The 15,655-nt window shown below is 69.0% G+C and carries 10 protein-coding genes; 5 read left to right on the forward strand and 5 right to left on the reverse strand.

The genetic code is table 11. The annotated features are described in order from the left end of the window. The first annotated feature begins 154 nt into the window (after positions 1 to 154). The gene (hrpB, locus tag ACIQJ5_RS12520) at positions 155 to 2,782 is read left to right on the forward strand and encodes an ATP-dependent helicase HrpB (protein WP_402844404.1); all 2,628 of its coding nucleotides are present in this window, start codon (positions 155 to 157) and stop codon (positions 2,780 to 2,782) included. Between the two features lie 574 nt (positions 2,783 to 3,356). Here the strand turns inward: hrpB and ACIQJ5_RS12525 are convergent. Next, a complete protein-coding gene (locus ACIQJ5_RS12525; protein ID WP_231092986.1) occupies positions 3,357 to 4,352 on the reverse strand; it encodes an SDR family NAD(P)-dependent oxidoreductase in 996 nt (331 codons plus the stop codon). Positions 4,353 to 4,427: 75 nt separating this feature from the next. Here ACIQJ5_RS12525 and ACIQJ5_RS12530 point away from each other — a divergent pair, with 75 nt between their 5' ends. Beyond that, complete coding sequence (locus ACIQJ5_RS12530) at positions 4,428 to 4,997, forward strand: TetR/AcrR family transcriptional regulator (protein WP_402844408.1); 570 nt, start codon at positions 4,428 to 4,430, stop codon at positions 4,995 to 4,997. Positions 4,998 to 5,047: 50 nt separating this feature from the next. Then, positions 5,048 to 6,517 (forward strand): peptide MFS transporter, encoded by a 1,470-nt coding sequence (locus ACIQJ5_RS12535; RefSeq protein ID WP_402844411.1) that lies wholly within the window; start codon positions 5,048 to 5,050, stop codon positions 6,515 to 6,517. A 53-nt stretch (positions 6,518 to 6,570) separates the two neighbouring features. On the opposite strand, the gene ACIQJ5_RS12540 is transcribed toward ACIQJ5_RS12535, so the two are convergent. The 3 genes from ACIQJ5_RS12540 to ACIQJ5_RS12550 are packed head-to-tail and all read right to left on the reverse strand — an operon-like array spanning position 6,571 to position 8,686. Next, positions 6,571 to 7,191 (reverse strand): DUF3349 domain-containing protein, encoded by a 621-nt coding sequence (locus ACIQJ5_RS12540; protein WP_231092983.1) that lies wholly within the window; start codon positions 7,189 to 7,191, stop codon positions 6,571 to 6,573. After that, complete coding sequence (locus ACIQJ5_RS12545) at positions 7,188 to 7,478, reverse strand: hypothetical protein (RefSeq protein WP_231092982.1); 291 nt, start codon at positions 7,476 to 7,478, stop codon at positions 7,188 to 7,190. Before ACIQJ5_RS12545 ends, ACIQJ5_RS12540 begins: the two co-directional genes overlap by 4 nt. Positions 7,479 to 7,498: 20 nt before the next feature. After that, positions 7,499 to 8,686 (reverse strand): anion permease, encoded by a 1,188-nt coding sequence (locus ACIQJ5_RS12550; RefSeq protein ID WP_402844416.1) that lies wholly within the window; start codon positions 8,684 to 8,686, stop codon positions 7,499 to 7,501. Positions 8,687 to 8,845: 159 nt separating this feature from the next. On the opposite strand from ACIQJ5_RS12550, the gene ACIQJ5_RS12555 reads away from it, so the two are divergent. After that, entirely contained in the window at positions 8,846 to 10,357 is a 1,512-nt protein-coding gene (locus ACIQJ5_RS12555) for an SDR family NAD(P)-dependent oxidoreductase (protein WP_402844418.1), read from the forward strand. A 409-nt stretch (positions 10,358 to 10,766) separates the two neighbouring features. Here the strand turns inward: ACIQJ5_RS12555 and ACIQJ5_RS12560 are convergent, their stop codons facing one another. Then, a complete protein-coding gene (locus ACIQJ5_RS12560) occupies positions 10,767 to 13,265 on the reverse strand; it encodes a DEAD/DEAH box helicase (RefSeq protein WP_402844421.1) in 2,499 nt (832 codons plus the stop codon). Positions 13,266 to 13,414: 149 nt separating this feature from the next. On the opposite strand from ACIQJ5_RS12560, the gene ACIQJ5_RS12565 reads away from it, so the two are divergent. Further along, positions 13,415 to 15,244, forward strand: coding sequence for a ParB-like protein (locus tag ACIQJ5_RS12565; RefSeq protein ID WP_402844424.1), 1,830 nt, complete (start codon positions 13,415 to 13,417; stop codon positions 15,242 to 15,244). The last annotated feature ends 411 nt before the right edge of the window (positions 15,245 to 15,655 follow it).

Raw genomic sequence — 15,655 nt, forward strand, 5'->3', positions numbered from 1 at the left:
CTCGCCGTCCGAGAGTGCGGATGCTCTCGTCACAGGTTTTCAGCTGAGCCGAGCCGGCGCCGTCGCGCTCGTCGTGCCAGGGGCGGACGATCTCGTCCCGGCCCCGCCAGCGCAGTGCGGCGCCGGCCTGGTCGCCATGTACGAGGATGAAGGGATGCGGGCGTTCGACATCTCCACGATCGGTGCGGGCCTCGCGTTCGCCGATGCTGTGTCTGACGTGTCCGCCGCCCTCGACGGTTCGCGAACGGTGGTGGTCTCGGCCGCGCCGGGAACCGGCAAGACCACGCTCGTCCCGCCGCTCGTGGCGAACCGTGTGGCCGGACGCGTCATCGTGACGCAGCCGCGTCGGGTGGCCGCACGATCCGCGGCCCGACGGCTGGCCTCCCTGGACGGGAGCGGGCTGGGTGACCGCGTCGGCTTCAGCGTTCGCGGGCAGCGCCAGGTCGGCGCCGCGACGCGGATCGAGATGGTGACGCCGGGGCTGCTGCTGCGGCGGCTGCTCGCTGACCCTGAGCTGGACGGCGTGGACGCCGTCGTCCTCGATGAAGTTCATGAGCGGGCCCTTGACACAGATCTGCTGATCGGTCTGCTCGGAGAGGTGCGTGAGCTCCGCGACGATCTTGTCCTCGTCGCGATGTCCGCGACCCTCGACGCGGACCGCTTCGCCGCGCTTCTGGGCGGCGACCATCCCGCACCGGTGGTCTCTCATACCGCAGTGGCGTACCCGTTGGAGGAGCGCTGGGCGCCGGCGCGACACGATCGACTCGATCAGCGTGGTGTCACCCCGGACTTCCTCGATCATGTGGCGGCCACCGTCGTCGCCGAACACGCCCGCGTGCTCGCGCGCGATCCGTCGGCCGATGCACTGGTGTTCGCACCGGGGGCGCGCGAGGTGGGTGTGATCGCTCGCGGAGCCGCGGCGCTCGCCCCGGGAACCGAGGTGCTTCAGCTTCATGCCCAGGTGAGTGCCTCCGAACAGGATCGGGTGGTGGCAGGGCGTGTGGCGGGCGAGCGTCCGCGCATCATCGTGGCGACCTCGATCGCGGAGTCATCGCTCACGGTCCCGGGCGTGAGCGTGGTGGTGGACACCTGTCTCTCGCGTGTCCCCCGGCGCGATGCCGCCCGTGGGATGACCGGATTGGTCACCGTTCCCACCTCGCGGGCGGCCGCGGTGCAGCGCGCCGGCCGTGCCGCACGTCTCGGCCCGGGCACGGTGATTCGTTGCGTGGACGAGCGCACATACGCGGCGGCGCCCGCCTTCCCCACGCCGGAGATCCTGACCAGCGATCTCACCGAAGCGTGCCTGCTGCTGGCGTGCTGGGGATCACCCGGTGGTCGCGGACTGCGGCTTCCCGACGCGCTGCCCGGTGACGCCGCTGCGGATGCGCAGCGCACACTGGAGTCGCTCGGCGCGGTCGCAGCGGATGGGCGAGCAACCGACCGTGGCGAGCGTCTTGCACGCGTTCCCGCCGACCCCCGGCTCGCGCGAGCGCTCTTCGATGGCGCCGAGCTCGTCGGCGCCCCGGTCGCAGCCGACGTCATCGCTCTGGTCGCCGGGGAGATCCGCACGGACGACGCCGATCTGTCGGCCGCGCTGCGGGCGCTCCGGGACGGACGACACCCGCGGACACGGGAGTGGCAACGGGAGAGACGGCGCTTCCTCGGGCTCACGGGCGACGGCCGCGGTCAGGGCGGGAACGGACGGCTCGCGCATCCGGCCGAGGCTGACAAGAACAGCGGCCCGGTGCCGGCGGGCAGGTTGCTGTCGCCCTCTCTTGATGTGGCAGTCGGCGCCGTCGTGGCTCTCGCCTATCCCGAGCGCATCGCCCGGCGCGTCGGCGATGCGGACGGCGGTGCGGTGTTTCAGCTCGCCTCGGGAACGCGAGCCGGGCTGACGGGTTCCCTGGCCGCCGAGCCCTGGCTGGCGGTCGCCGAAGTCGGCCGCGCGCAGGGACGGGCCGCAGCGGGGACGGGAGCCGTCATCCGCTCAGCCGCCGCGATCGACGAGGAGATCGCCCTGCTCGCGGGTGCCTCGATGCTCACCGATCGCACGGAGGCCGGCTTCGCGGACGGGCGGATCGTCGTGCGGCGCGAGAAACGACTCGGTGACCTCGTCCTGTCGAGCACCCCGCAGAAGGCGCGTGCGGACGATGACACGCGTGCCGCCGTGCTGCGGGCGCTGGAGCGGGACGGACTGGCGGCGCTGGCCTGGTCGGAGGCCGCGATCTCATTCCGGAGACGGCTGGCTCTGCTGCGCCGCGAGCTCGGCTCGCCGTGGCCCGATGTGTCGGACGGAGCCCTGGCGAGTGCGGCTCGCGACTGGCTCGAGCCGGAGATCACCGCTCTTGCCGCCGGGACCCCCGCGTCGCGCGTCGATCTGTTTTCGGCCCTGCGGCGTCTGCTGCCGTGGCCGGAGGCGGCCCGGCTCGACGAACTGGTGCCCGAACGCATCGGGGTCCCGTCGGGCTCGACCGTGCGCCTGGCGTATCCGGCCCCGGATGACGCTGCCGGACAGCCGGTCGCCTCCGTCAAGCTGCAGGAGATGTTCGGCCTGGTGGACACGCCGCGCGTGGTCCAGGGGCGGGTGCCGGTGCTGTTTCATCTGCTGTCGCCCGCCGGGAGGCCCCTGGCCGTGACCGCGGATCTGGCCTCGTTCTGGGCAGGGCCCTACGCACAGGTCCGTGCGGAGATGCGGGGGCGGTATCCGAAGCATCCGTGGCCGGAGGATCCGCATACGCACGTCGCGACTGCGCGTACGAAGCGGCGTCTCGCGGGCGGCTGATGGCGTGTGCTGGCGGGGGCGGTATCCGAAGCGTCCGTGGCCGGAGGATCCCCACACGCACGTTGCGACTGCGCGTACGAAGAGGCGTCTCGCGGGCACCTGATGGCGTGTGCTGGTGGGGGCGGTATCCGAAGCGTCCGTGGCCGGAGGATCCCCACACGCACGTTGCGACTGCGCGTACGAAGAGGCGTCTCGCGGGCACCTGATGGCGTGTGCTGGTGGGGGCGGTATCCGAAGCGTCCGTGGCCGGAGGATCCCCACACGCACGTTGCGACTGCGCGTACGAAGAGGCGTCTCGCGGGCACCTGATGGCGTGTGCTGGTGGGGGCGGTATCCGAAGCATCCGTGGCCGGAGGATCCGCATACGCACGTCGCGACTGCGCGTACGAAGAGGCGTCTCGCGGGCGGCTGATGGCGTGTGCTGGGGGCGGTATCCGAAGCATCCGTGGCCGGAGGATCCGCATACGCACGTCGTGACTGCGCGTACGAAGAGGCGTCTCGAGGGCACCTGACTGGCAGCTGATGGCGTGTGCCCGTGACAGCCGTGACGGCGTGTGGGTCCTCGGGGCCGGGCCTACTGAACGGACCAGCCGCCGTCGGAGGTGAGGACGGCACCGTTGATGTTCACCCCGTCATCGCTGAGCAGGAACGTGATCGATGCGGCGAGCTGCTCGGCGGTGGCGACGGTGGGGATGGCCTGCTGGAACGGCGCGAGACGGCCGGAGCCGTACTCCGACATGTTCGGCGGCATCGGGATGCCGGTGGCGACGCCGCCCGGAGCGACCGAGTTCACGCGGATCCCCTGCGGGCCGTACATGAACGCTGCCGACTTGGTGACACCGATGATGCCGTGCTTGCTGGCGGTGTACGCGTTTCCGGAGGCATTGCCGCGCAGTCCCGCTTCGCTGGAGACGTTGAGGACGGCGCCGTGTCCGGCCGCCGCCATGATCGGCAGGACGGCGCGCATGAGCTTGAACGGTGCGGTGAGGTTGATGGCGATCACTCGATCCCACACCGCATCACTGGTCTCGCCCGCGGGGGAGAAGTCGTCGTTGATGCCGGCGATGTTGGCGAGCCCGTCGATCTTCCCGCCCGCGGCGGCGACGACGGCGTCGATGGCCTCCTGCTTGGTGAGGTCGCCCGCGACGGTGACGATGTCGGTGTCGGGGAGGTCGGACTTCAGCGCATCGAGCTTGTCGGCGGCGATGTCGGATGCGATCACCCGACCGCCCTCGCGGGCGATGCGCTCCGCCGTGGCTCGGCCGATCCCGGAGGCGGCGCCCGTGACGATCACGGTCTTGCCCGCGAAGCGACCCGGCGTGAACTGCGGACCGGATGCGGCAGCCTCCGCGGGAAGCTCTCCCCCGTTGGCCGCGCGCACCAGGTCGTCGACGACCGATTGCGGCATCGCACCCTGGCTCATCGCCACCAGCTGCTGCAGGGGAAGTGCCAGCACCGGCGTGAGCTGGGCGACATCCGTGCCGCTCTGCTCGAACAACGCGCGGATGAGGGGGCCGCCGACGGAGTCGTTCAGCCAGTCCCCGATGGTGGAGTGTGCGGTCAGTGCCATGGTGTCTCCTTGCTCGAGAGAGATAACGCAACGGTGCGTCTACTTATTCAAGGGTACGCCCACTAGTCTGGGCTGGTGCCTCGTCCTCGCAGTGAAAAAGCCCGGCAAGCTGTCCTCGCCGCGATGCGCCGCGCGCTCGCGGCCGAGGGATACGCCGCGGTGACCATCGAGGGACTGGCCCAGGAAGCGGAGGTCGCGAAGCAGACGATCTACCGCTGGTGGCCGTCGAAGGCCGCGATCCTCGGCGAGGCGCTGCTGGAAGGCGAGATCCCCGGCATGGACGTGTCCGTCGCGATCACGGACGATCTCGAGGCCGACCTGCGTGCCTGGCTCACCACCATGTACGCGCACCAGGCGGACGCCGCCAGCACGGAACTGGCCCGTGCGCTGATCGTCGTGACGGCTACGGACGCCGATCTGGGCCTGCGCCTGAACGCGCGGCTGGCGGCTCCCATTCGTGAGTGGGTCGGCCATCGGCTCGCACTCGCGGAGGAAGCCGGCCAGCTGCGACCGGGCGTCGATGCGGCCGTCGTCGCCGATCAGCTCGTCGCGCTCGCCAGTTACGCTGCGCTGCTGGGAACCCCGGTCAGCGCCGGGCGCGTGGAGGCCACCGTGCAGATGCTGTTGCACGGTATCGCGGCCTGAATCCGTCATGCATTGTGCAGGTCGGCCGCCGTCGGGCGTAGCCTGGAATGATGCCTGACAATTCCGCCCCCACGAAGCCGCGTCCGACCGACACGCGCTTCTTCGGACAGCCCCTCGCGCTGATGAACATCTTCGGCGTGGAGATGTGGGAGCGGTTCAGCTTCTACGGCATGCAGGGCATCCTGCTCATCTACCTCTACTACTCGGTGGCCGACGGCGGACTGGGCATCCCGCAGGGCGTCGCGGCCGGCATCGTGGGCGCCTACGGCGGATTCGTGTACCTCTCGACGATCGTCGGGGCGTGGCTCGCTGACCGTGTGGTCGGCGCAGAGCGCGTGCTCTTCGCGAGTGCCATCGTGATCATGGCCGGTCACATCGCCCTGGCCCTCATCCCGGGAGTCTGGGGTGTGGGCATCGGCCTCGTTCTTGTGGCGCTCGGCTCGGGCGGGCTGAAGGCCAACGCCACCAGCGTGGTCGGCACCCTCTACGCCGCGGACGACACGCGACGAGACGGCGGATTCTCGCTGTTCTACCTCGGTATCAACCTGGGCGGGTTCCTCGGTCCGCTGCTCACCGGTCTGCTGCAGAGCACCCTCGGCTTCCACTGGGGCTTCGGTCTCGCCGCGGCGGGGATGGCCGTCGGGCTCGTGCAGTACTCGTTCGGTCGCCGCGCCCTTCCCGACGCCGCCCGGCGCGTTCCCAACCCGCTTCCCCGCAGCCGCTATGGCCTCTGGCTCCTCATCGCCGCGGCGGCGATCGTGCTGATCGTGGTGCTGGTGCTGCTGGGCGTGATCCGGGCGGACAACCTGTCCCTGACCGTGATCGTCACGGTCGTGGTCGCCACGATCGCGTACTTCGCGCTGATGCTCTCCAGCCGTCGCGTGCAGCGCGAAGAGCGCTCGCGGGTCGTCGCCTTCATTCCCTTGTTCATCGCCAGCGTGGCGTTCTGGTCGTTGTACCAGCAGCAGTTCACCGTGCTCACGATCTACTCCGACCAGAAGCTGGATCGCAGCCTGTTCGGCTGGACGATGCCGGTCTCGTGGGTGCAGTCCATCAACCCGATCTTCATCATCCTGCTCTCCGGCGTCTTCGCGGTGCTGTGGACCAAGCTCGGCGCTCGTCAGCCGTCGACCCCGGTCAAGTTCGCCCTCGGCACGCTGATCATGGGTGCCGCGTTCCTGCTCTTCCTCCCGTTCGCCGGGGGCGGGGCGAACTCCACTCCGCTGCTCGCGATGATCGCGATCCTGCTCGTCTTCACGGTGGCTGAGCTGCTGCTGTCGCCGATCGGCCTGTCGGTGGCCACCAAGCTCGCCCCTGCGGCGTTCCAGACGCAGATGGTGGCGCTGTTCTTCCTGTCGGTCTCGCTCGGCACCGCGGTGGCGGGGTGGCTGGCGCAGTTCTATGACGTGAACAACGAGACGCCGTACTTCCTCACCCTCGGTCTTATCGCGATCGTGATCGGAGCCTGCCTGGCCCTCGGCGCGAAGCCCGTGCTGAAGGCCATGCGCGGCGTGAGCTGACGCCACGAAGACGTCGGCCCGAGCGAGAACCGCGCGGGTCGACGTCTTCGGGTTCAGACCAGAGACCACCCCACGGCGTCGAGCCGGGCGCGCACGCGATCGATGTCCTCGGCGGAGGGCAGCTCGTGGAGGGATTTCGACAGTAGTACCTGAGCGTCAACCGCGGACAGCTGCTCGCCCGGGGCCGCCTGTGCGATGAGGACATCGCACACCATCTGGATCTCCATATCCGTCAGCCGCGGGCGAAGGAGTGCCAGCACGGGGATGCGATCCACCGGCGGCACCCCCTGCGGATAGCCGGCGCTGAGCCAGCGCAGCACCTGGGTGAGGATTCCCTCGTCCCGGTCCGGCTCGGGGGCCGCAGCAGCAGCGGCCTCCCGCATCGCGCCGTTGCTGAGCGGCCACCCCGCAGCGGCGAGACGCGCGGCAACGGTGCGCACGTCGTCCTCTGCCGCCTCTTCACGGGTGACGCGCGTGATGGCTTCGCGGATGTGAGACAGCCGCACCGGGTCCTGATCCGCGCGTTCCAGCGCCACGAGGACCTCCGCGAACTCCTCGTTCGACAGCGTCCGGCGCAGCAGCGCGAGGAGCGGGGTGTAGTCCTTCGGCGGAACGCCCTCCGGATAACCGGCCCGCAGCCAGCCGAGCACCTGCGACAGCAGCCCGGTACTCACTGACCGGCTCCGAAGAGGGAGATGCCGAAGTAGTGGTAGATGCTGAGGCGCGTGATCCACAGCACGGCCGCCAGCGCGACGAGCACCACGATCGTGAAGATCGCGTACCCGCTCACGAGCAGGGCGGGACGGCGGACGCCGGGCGCTTCGCCGTCCATCTCGCCGGTGCCGGCGGACTGTAGGCGCATGCCCACGGCGAACAGCGCGGGAAGGCCCGCACCGAAGACCAGGCCCAGCGCGAGCACGCGCAGTGCCGCCATACCCATCTCAGCGATGTCGATGTTCATGTCGTCCTCTCGATTCCGGCTCAGCGGGCAGGGGCAGCGTCCGGAACGACCTTGCCGTCCCAGTCGGCGTTGACGTTGTTGTGGTCGACCTTCTGGCGTCGGCTGCGCACGAACAAGGCGCTCGCGCCGGCGAGCAGCAGGGCGAACACCACGAGGGCCCCCGGGAGCCCGCCGATGCCCGCGGCGATGAAGTAGCAGACGGCGCCCACGACGGCGGCGGCCGGCATCGTGATCAGCCATGCGGTGGCCATCCGCCCGGCGACGCCCCAGCGCACGGTGGCGCCTGGCTTGCCCACGCCGGATCCGAGGATCGAGCCGGTGGCCACGTGGGTCGTGGACAGCGCCATGCCCATCGCCGACGAGGTCAGGATGATCGAGGCGGATGCGGCCTCGGCCGCCATGCCCTGCGGAGAGTCGATCTCGACGAGGCCCTTACCGAGTGTGCGGATGATGCGCCAGCCCCCCATGTAGGTGCCGAGGGCGATCGCGATGCCGCAGACGAAGATGATCCAGATCGGCAGACCCTCCGCGTGGATCTGCTCGGTGGTGAGGGTGCCGTGAGCGATGAGGGCGAGCGCAATGACGCCCATCGTCTTCTGCGCGTCACCCGTGCCGTGTGCCAGCGACACGAGTGACGCTGTGCCGATCTGGCCCCAGCGGAAACCCACGTCACGGTGCTTCGCGTGGACCCGGGCAGTGATCGCATAGATCAGCCACGTCCCGACCGCGGCGACGGCGCACGCGATGACGGGCGACAGGAACGCCGGGATGATGATCTTGCCGAGGATGCCGGCCCAGTTCACGGTGGCGGCGCCCGCGATTCCTGCTCCGATGAGTCCGCCGAACAGCGCGTGGGACGAGCTGGAGGGAAGACCCAGCAGCCAGGTCAGCAGGTTCCAGAGGATGCCGCCCACGAGACCGGCGAAGATGATGATCATCGCCGTCTCCGCCGACAACCCGGGAACCAGCGAGCCCTCGGGCGTCTGGATCGTGAGCACGTCCTTCGTGATGGTGGCGGCCACCTCCACGGACAGGAACGCGCCCACCAGATTGAGCACGGCGGACAGGGTCACGGCGACCTTCGGCTTCAGCGCGCCGGTGGCGATCGAGGTCGCCATCGCGTTCCCGGTGTCGTGGAATCCGTTGGTGAAATCGAAGCCCACGGCGGTGACGATCACGAGGATCAGGATCAGTAGTTCGGCGGTCACGTCGGCAAGTGTTCTCCTGCACCGCGAGCGCCCGCGGCGATTTTCGTGGACCGCCCTGTGAAGTTCACACGTCGTTCACCCCGATCCACGGTGATGCCTTCGGCACGGGTCTCGATGCCGCGCGGCCGTTCGTCCAGGCTCCCCGCCTAGAATCGACGGGTGTCCACCCCTGATTCCGTCGAGTCCGAGCGCGCCCCCGAATCGGGCCTTGACCCCGAAGAACTCGAGATCGCGCTGCGCGTGCTCGCGCAGACCACCGAGCTCGATCCGGAGCACCCCGACTTCATCCGCGTTCGGCGCGCCACAGCGGGGATGTTCCGCGCGCACAAGCGGGCCCGGCGTAAGGAGATCCGCGAGTCCATCGCGGAGGCCGACCGCGCCGTGGTGGCCGCGACGGCGACCGGCTCGCCTGACCGCATCGACGACGAGACCCGCGGTATCGACATCTCCACGCGCACGGCCGCACCCTCCGCCGGTGAGCTGCGCAAACCCCGCAACTGTTACATCTGCAAGCAGCCGTACACGCGGGTCGACGCCTTCTACCACCAGCTGTGCCCGGAGTGCGCTGCCTTCAACCACAGCCGTCGTGACGCACGGGCCGACCTCACGGGCAAGCGCGCGCTGCTCACGGGCGGCCGTGCAAAGATCGGCATGCACATCGCGTTGCGCCTGCTGCGCGATGGTGCTCACCTGACCATCACCACGCGCTTCCCTCGTGACGCCGTGCGGCGGTTCTCGGCGCTGGAGGACTCCGCCGACTGGCTGCACCGGCTGCGCGTGGTGGGCATCGATCTGCGAGACCCCGCCCAGGTGATGGGGCTGGCGGACTCGGTGGCGGCGCAGGGGACGCTCGACATCCTGATCAACAACGCCGCCCAGACCGTCCGCCGGTCGCCGGGCGCGTACTCGCTCCTCGCGGACGCCGAGCTGCAGCCGCTTCCGGATGGACCCCTGCCGGAGATGGAGACCTTCGGTCATACCAACGACCTGCACCCGCATGCGCTGCAGGCCTCGGTGGCCGAGCACCCGTTGCTGTCGGTGGCCTCCCTGGCAGGCACGGTGGGCGTCGGTGCACCGGCGATCACGGCGGACGAGCTCACGCGCCTCGCGATGGCGCCCGGTTCCTCCTCGCTCGCCAAGCACCACGACGGCACTGCGATTGACGCGGGCGGCCTCGTGCCCGACGTGGAGCGCGTGAACACCTGGGTGCAGAACATCGGCGACGTGGATCCGCTCGAGATGCTGGAAGTGCAGCTGTGCAACACCACGGCTCCCTTCATCCTCATCAACCGGCTCCGCCCCGCGATGGCCGCGGCCGGACGGTCGTACGTGGTGAACGTCTCGGCGATGGAGGGCCAGTTCGCCCGCCGCTACAAGGGGCCCGGCCACCCGCACACCAACATGGCGAAGGCCGCGCTGAACATGCTCACGCGGACATCGGCGGGCGAGATGTTCGAGTCGGACGGAATCCTGATGACGGCGGTGGACACCGGCTGGATCACCGACGAGCGTCCGCACTTCACGAAGGTGCGCCTCGCCGAGGAGGGCTTCCACGCTCCGCTGGACCTCGTGGACGGCGCCGCTCGCGTGTACGACCCGGTCGTGCGAGGCGTCGCGGGTGAGGATCTCTACGGCGTATTCCTGAAGGACTACAAGCCGCATCCGTGGTGATGTGAAACGGCACAGCGCCCGCCGCCTCCGGGAGACGACGGGCGCTGTGCCGTGGGGGCGACTCAGAAGTCGGCGCCCTCAGCCTGCGAGGGGTGACGGTCGTACCACGCCGGCGTGGCGGCGAAGTCGAGGGCGTCGGCGTCGAAAGTGGTGGTGCTGCGGTCCATGATGTGGCTCCTGCGTTGTGGTGTGTGTCGCGCGGGTGCCATCATCGGCACGGCCCGCGGTTGAATCCCTTCCAGGATCCCGCCGGTGGTGCACGGATGGGTGGGGTTCAGGCGGCAAAACACGACGCAGTTTACGTTCGGTGTAAAGAATCCGAGGTCTGTCCTCCGTGAGTGGCCACAAGAGCGTCGCGGGGAGCTCGGTCGAGGAAGAGAGGGGAGTTCTTTCGCCGACGCCCTTCTCGCTACGGGCGATCCACCGCACTCAGCTGCAGGACGGCAGCGCCGGCCTCATCCGACGCTGCGAGGTCGACCACCGCGGAGATCCCCCAATCGTGATCTCCCGCCGGGTCCTCGATGATCTGGCGCACGCGCCATTCGGAGGCGCCTTCCTCAAACAGGAGCATCGCGGCGCTGCGCGCGTCGGGGCCGGTGCCGATGGTGTCGTGCTCGGCGTAGTAGCCGTCGAGCGCACCCTCCCAGTCGAAGCCGGGGTCCAGTTCCGCCAGCGCGGCCATGTCCTCGCGCGCCGCCAGCTGGACGCGCCGGAACAACTCGTTGCGCACCAGGATGCGGAAAGCACGGGTGTTCGCGGTGAGCCGCTTCGGAGCCGGCGGGACGATGGGGGTGTCGTCATCCTCCGTGGTCGTCGGCGAGACGAGCTGCTCCCACTCGTCCAGCAGCGACGAGTCCACCTGGCGCACCAGTTCACCGAGCCACTCGATGATGTCCCAGAGCTCTTCGTTCTTGAGCTCATCGGGGATGGTCTGCCGGGCGGCTCGGTACGCATCGGAGAGGTAGCGCAGCACGACGCCTTCGCTGCGGGCGATCTGATAGAACGCGACGTACTCGCCGAACGACATGGCTCGCTCATACATGTCACGCACGACGGATTTGGGGTGCAGCTCGAAATCGCGCACCCAGGGCTGGGCCGACGCGAATGTCTCGAACGTTGCCGCGAGCAGCTCTTCGAGGGGCTTCGGATAGGTGATCTGCTCAAGCAGCTCCATGCGCTCCTCGTACTCGATGCCCTCGGCCTTCATCGCCGCGACCGCCTCGCCCCGGGCACGGAACTCCTGCTGATTCAGGATGGCTCGCGGATCGTCCAGCGTGGATTCGACGATGGAGATCATGTCCAGTGCATAGGTGGCCGACTCCGGATCCAGCAGGGAGAAGGCGGCGAGGGCGTAGGGGGACAGCGGCTGGTTGAGGGCGAAGTGGGGCTGCAGATCGACGGTGAGGCGGGGCTGCCCGTCCGGGCCCGCCTCCACCACCTCTGATTCGCGCAGCGTGCGGTAGATGCCGAGTGCGCGGCGGGCGAGCTCATACTGGCGGTGTCGCGGCTCGTGGTTGTCGAACACGAGCGAACGCACCGCTCCCACCACATCGCCGCCTCGGCCGATCACGTTCAGGAGCATCGCGCTGGTGATCTGCATGCTGCTGCCGAGAGTCTCCGGCTGTGAACCGATGAGCTTCTGGAACGAGGGCTCACCCCAGGAGACGAAACCCTCGGGGGCTTTCTTGCGAATGATCTTGCGCTTCTTCTTCGGGTCGTCCCCCGCCTTCTTGATCGCCGCGAGGTTCTCCGTCTCGTGCTCGGGAGCCTGCACCATCACCGTGCCTGCGGTGTCGTAGCCGGCCCGTCCCGCGCGTCCCGCGATCTGGTGGAACTCGCGCGCGTTCAGCTGGCGCATCCGGGTTCCGTCGTACTTGGTGAGCGCCGTCAGCAGCACGGTGCGGATCGGGACGTTGATTCCGACGCCGAGCGTATCGGTGCCACAGATCACCTTGAGCAATCCCCGCTGGGCGAGCTGCTCGACGAGTCGCCGGTACTTGGGCAGCATGCCCGCATGATGCACGCCGATGCCGGCGCGGAGGAACTTGCTGAGGGTCTTCCCGAAGCTCGTCGTGAAGCGGAATCCGGCGATCAGCTCGCCGATGGCGTCGCGTTCCTCGCGGCTGGCGATCTTCGCCGACAACAGAGCCTGCGCGCGTTCCATCGCGGCCGCCTGGGAGAAGTGCACGATGTAGACCGGTGCGCGGTCGGTGTGCAGCAGCTCCTCGATGGTCTCGTGGATCGGCGCCGTCTCATAGAAGAAGTGCAGGGGGACCGGGCGCTCCACACCGGTGACGACAGCGGTCTCTCTGCCGGTGCGGCGCGTGAGGTCGGCGGCGAGGTCGGTGACGTCACCGAGCGTGGCCGACAACAGGACGAACTGCGCCTGCGGCAGCTCGAGAATCGGCACCTGCCAGGCCCAGCCGCGATCGGGGTCGGCATAGAAGTGGAACTCGTCCATCACCACTTGTCCCACCGCGGCGTCCGAGCCGCCGCGCAGCGCGAGGTTGGCGAGGATCTCCGCGGTGCAGCAGATGATCGGCGCGTCGGGGTTCACCGAGGAGTCGCCCGTCACCATTCCCACGTTCTCCGCGCCGAAGACATCGACCAGTGCGAAGAACTTCTCGCTCACCAGCGCTTTGATCGGTGCGGTGTAGTAGGTGCGACGACCATCGGCCATCGCGGCGAAGTGCGCGCCGATGGCGACGAGTGACTTTCCCGTGCCGGTGGGCGTGGACAGGATGAGGTTGTTGCCGGAGACGATCTCGATGACCGCCTCGTCCTGGGCGGGGTAGAGGGAGAGGCCGGTCGACTCGGCCCAGGTGACGAAGGCTTCGTAGATCGCGTCGGGTTCGGGCGCGGCGCCGTCGATGCGGAGGGCGGAGGGATCCAGCGGCGCAGCAGTCATGATTCTTCGATTCTCCCGCATGGCCTCCGCCGATTCGCACGGGTTGCGTCGAGGGCCTCAGCTGCCCGCCTCGGCGGAGAGGGCCAGACGGCACCGTCTGTTCACCACGGCGACATCCGGTGCTCATCTGTGATGGTCAGCATCGAGGAGTGAAGATCGCCCGTCCCCTCGCCGCGCTCGGAGCAGGTGCCGTCGCTGCGGCTGCTGTGCTTCTCGGCCTGCCCGTGTCCTCCGCCCACGCCGTCGATTCGCCGACCGACGTCAAGGATTCGTCGTGCGTCGCCGGTGACGGCCGTGCGTTGTGTGCTGAGCTCGGCACGCTGCTCGACGTGCGCGTGGGCGACGTCCATCCGACGCAGCCGTCCCTCGGCTACGACGAGGTGTTCTACAAGCTCGGCCGCTATGACTCCGAGATCGGCAAGGACGCGGTCAACAAGCGCTTCGCCGACTGGTGCGAGGCGAACGGGCAGGAAGATGCGGCATCGGCGGAGCCGGATGCCACGCTGCTGGATCCCGCCACCTTCACCTGCACCGTGCCGGTCGGGTCGGAGACGGCGGCGACCATCGCACCGATGAAGACTGTCGTGATCGGCCCCGGCGGGACGCTGTACCTGACGGACGGCCACCACACCCTCACCTCGTTCCAGGAGAACGCCGGCCCGGATGTGCATGTCCGGCTGCGGGTGCTGGGGAACCTGTCGGGTCTGTCGGAAGCGGACTTCTGGCAGGCGATGCAGGACAATCGGTGGACCTGGCTGCGCGACGTGAACGGTGCACCCATCACGCCCGCACAGCTTCCTTCCACTGTCGGGCTCGCCAACTTCCAGGACGATCGTTACCGTTCGATCCTCTACTTTGCCCGCGACATCGGCTACATCGCCGACGGCGCCGTGCCGTTCCAGGAGTTCTACTGGGGCACCTGGCTGCGTACGCGCGACGACATCGACGTGGCGGGCTGGAACCAGGACGACTGGGCCGCGTCCCTCGCCCTGGTGCGTCAGATCAGCGAGGCACAGGTCGCCCTCGGCGCCGATACGGTCGTGGACCCGCAGTCGGGCTACACGGCGGGTGATCTCAGCGTGCTGGGCGCATGGAACGACGGCAAGAGTGAAACCAAGGGGGAGTGGGCCAAGCTCGCGAAGCCGTACAGCGAGACGAAGCCGGGCAAGCTCGCATACATGACGGAGTATCGCCTCGCGCACCCCGTCACACCCGAACCGACGCCTTCTCCCACCGCTTCGCCGACTCCGACGCCCACGGATTCTCCGGAGCCGACGGTCTCGCCGGAGCCGACGAGCTCCCCGGAGCCGACCAGTTCCCCGGAGCCGACCAGTTCCCCGGAGCCGACCAGTTCCCCTGAGCCGACCAGTTCCCCGGAGCCGACCAGTTCCCCTGAGCCGACGTCTTCGCCTGAGCCGACCAGCTCCCCTGAGCCGACGGTCTCGCCGGAGCCGACCAGTTCCCCGGAGCCGACCAGCTCCCCGGAGCCCACCGCGTCGCTGGAGCCCACCGCTTCGCCGGAGCCCACCGCTTCGCCGGAGCCGACCGCGGGCGAGGCCACGGTCACCGTCTCCGGTGATCTGGTCGCCGGAGGCGAGATCACCGTGTCGGGTTCCGGCTTCGCGCCGCGTGTGCCGGCGACGGTCGAACTGCACTCCGACCCGGTTGTCCTCGGTACGGTCACGACGGACAGCAGCGGATCGTTCACTCTGGGCGCCACGATTCCTCCGAGCGTTCCAGCCGGTGACCATCGCATCGTGGTGGTCGTCGACGGTGTATCGGTCGGAAGCATCCCCGTCACGGTGTCGGCAGCGCCGACCCGGTCGGTGCCGCCCCTGGCCTCTGCCACCTCGGTCCCGCCGGCAGCGGGCAACCTGCCGCGAACCGGAGCCGCGCTCGACACGCTGCCGCTGTGGATCGGCGGATGTGCGGCTGTTGCTGGCCTGGTGCTGATCGCTCGGCGTCGTTCGCACGTCTGAGTCGGTGGGGCCGGCGGTGGATGTGTGGCAGTTGCTGGCCTGGTGCTGATCGCTCGGCGTCGTTCACGCGTCTGAGTCGGTGGGGCCGGCGGCGGATGTGCGGCTGTTGCTGGCCTGGTGCTGATTGCTCGGCGTCGTTCTCACGTCTGAGTCGGTGGGGCCGGTGGCGGATGTGTGGCTGTTGCTGGCCTGGTGCTGATTGCTCGGCGTCGTTCTCACGTCTGAGTCGGTGGGGCCGGTGGCGGATGTGTGGCTGTTGCTGGCCTGGTGCTGATTGCTCGGCGTCGTTCTCACGTCTGAGTCGGTGGGGCCGGTGGCGGATGTGTGGCTGTTGCTGGCTTGGTGTTGATTGCTCGGCGTCGTTCTCACGTCTGAGTCGGTGGGGCCGGCGGCGGATGTGTGGCTGTTGCT

Source organism: Microbacterium sp. GXS0129 (assembly GCF_044769785.1).
Classification (GTDB): Bacteria; Actinomycetota; Actinomycetes; order Actinomycetales; family Microbacteriaceae; genus Microbacterium; species Microbacterium nymphoidis.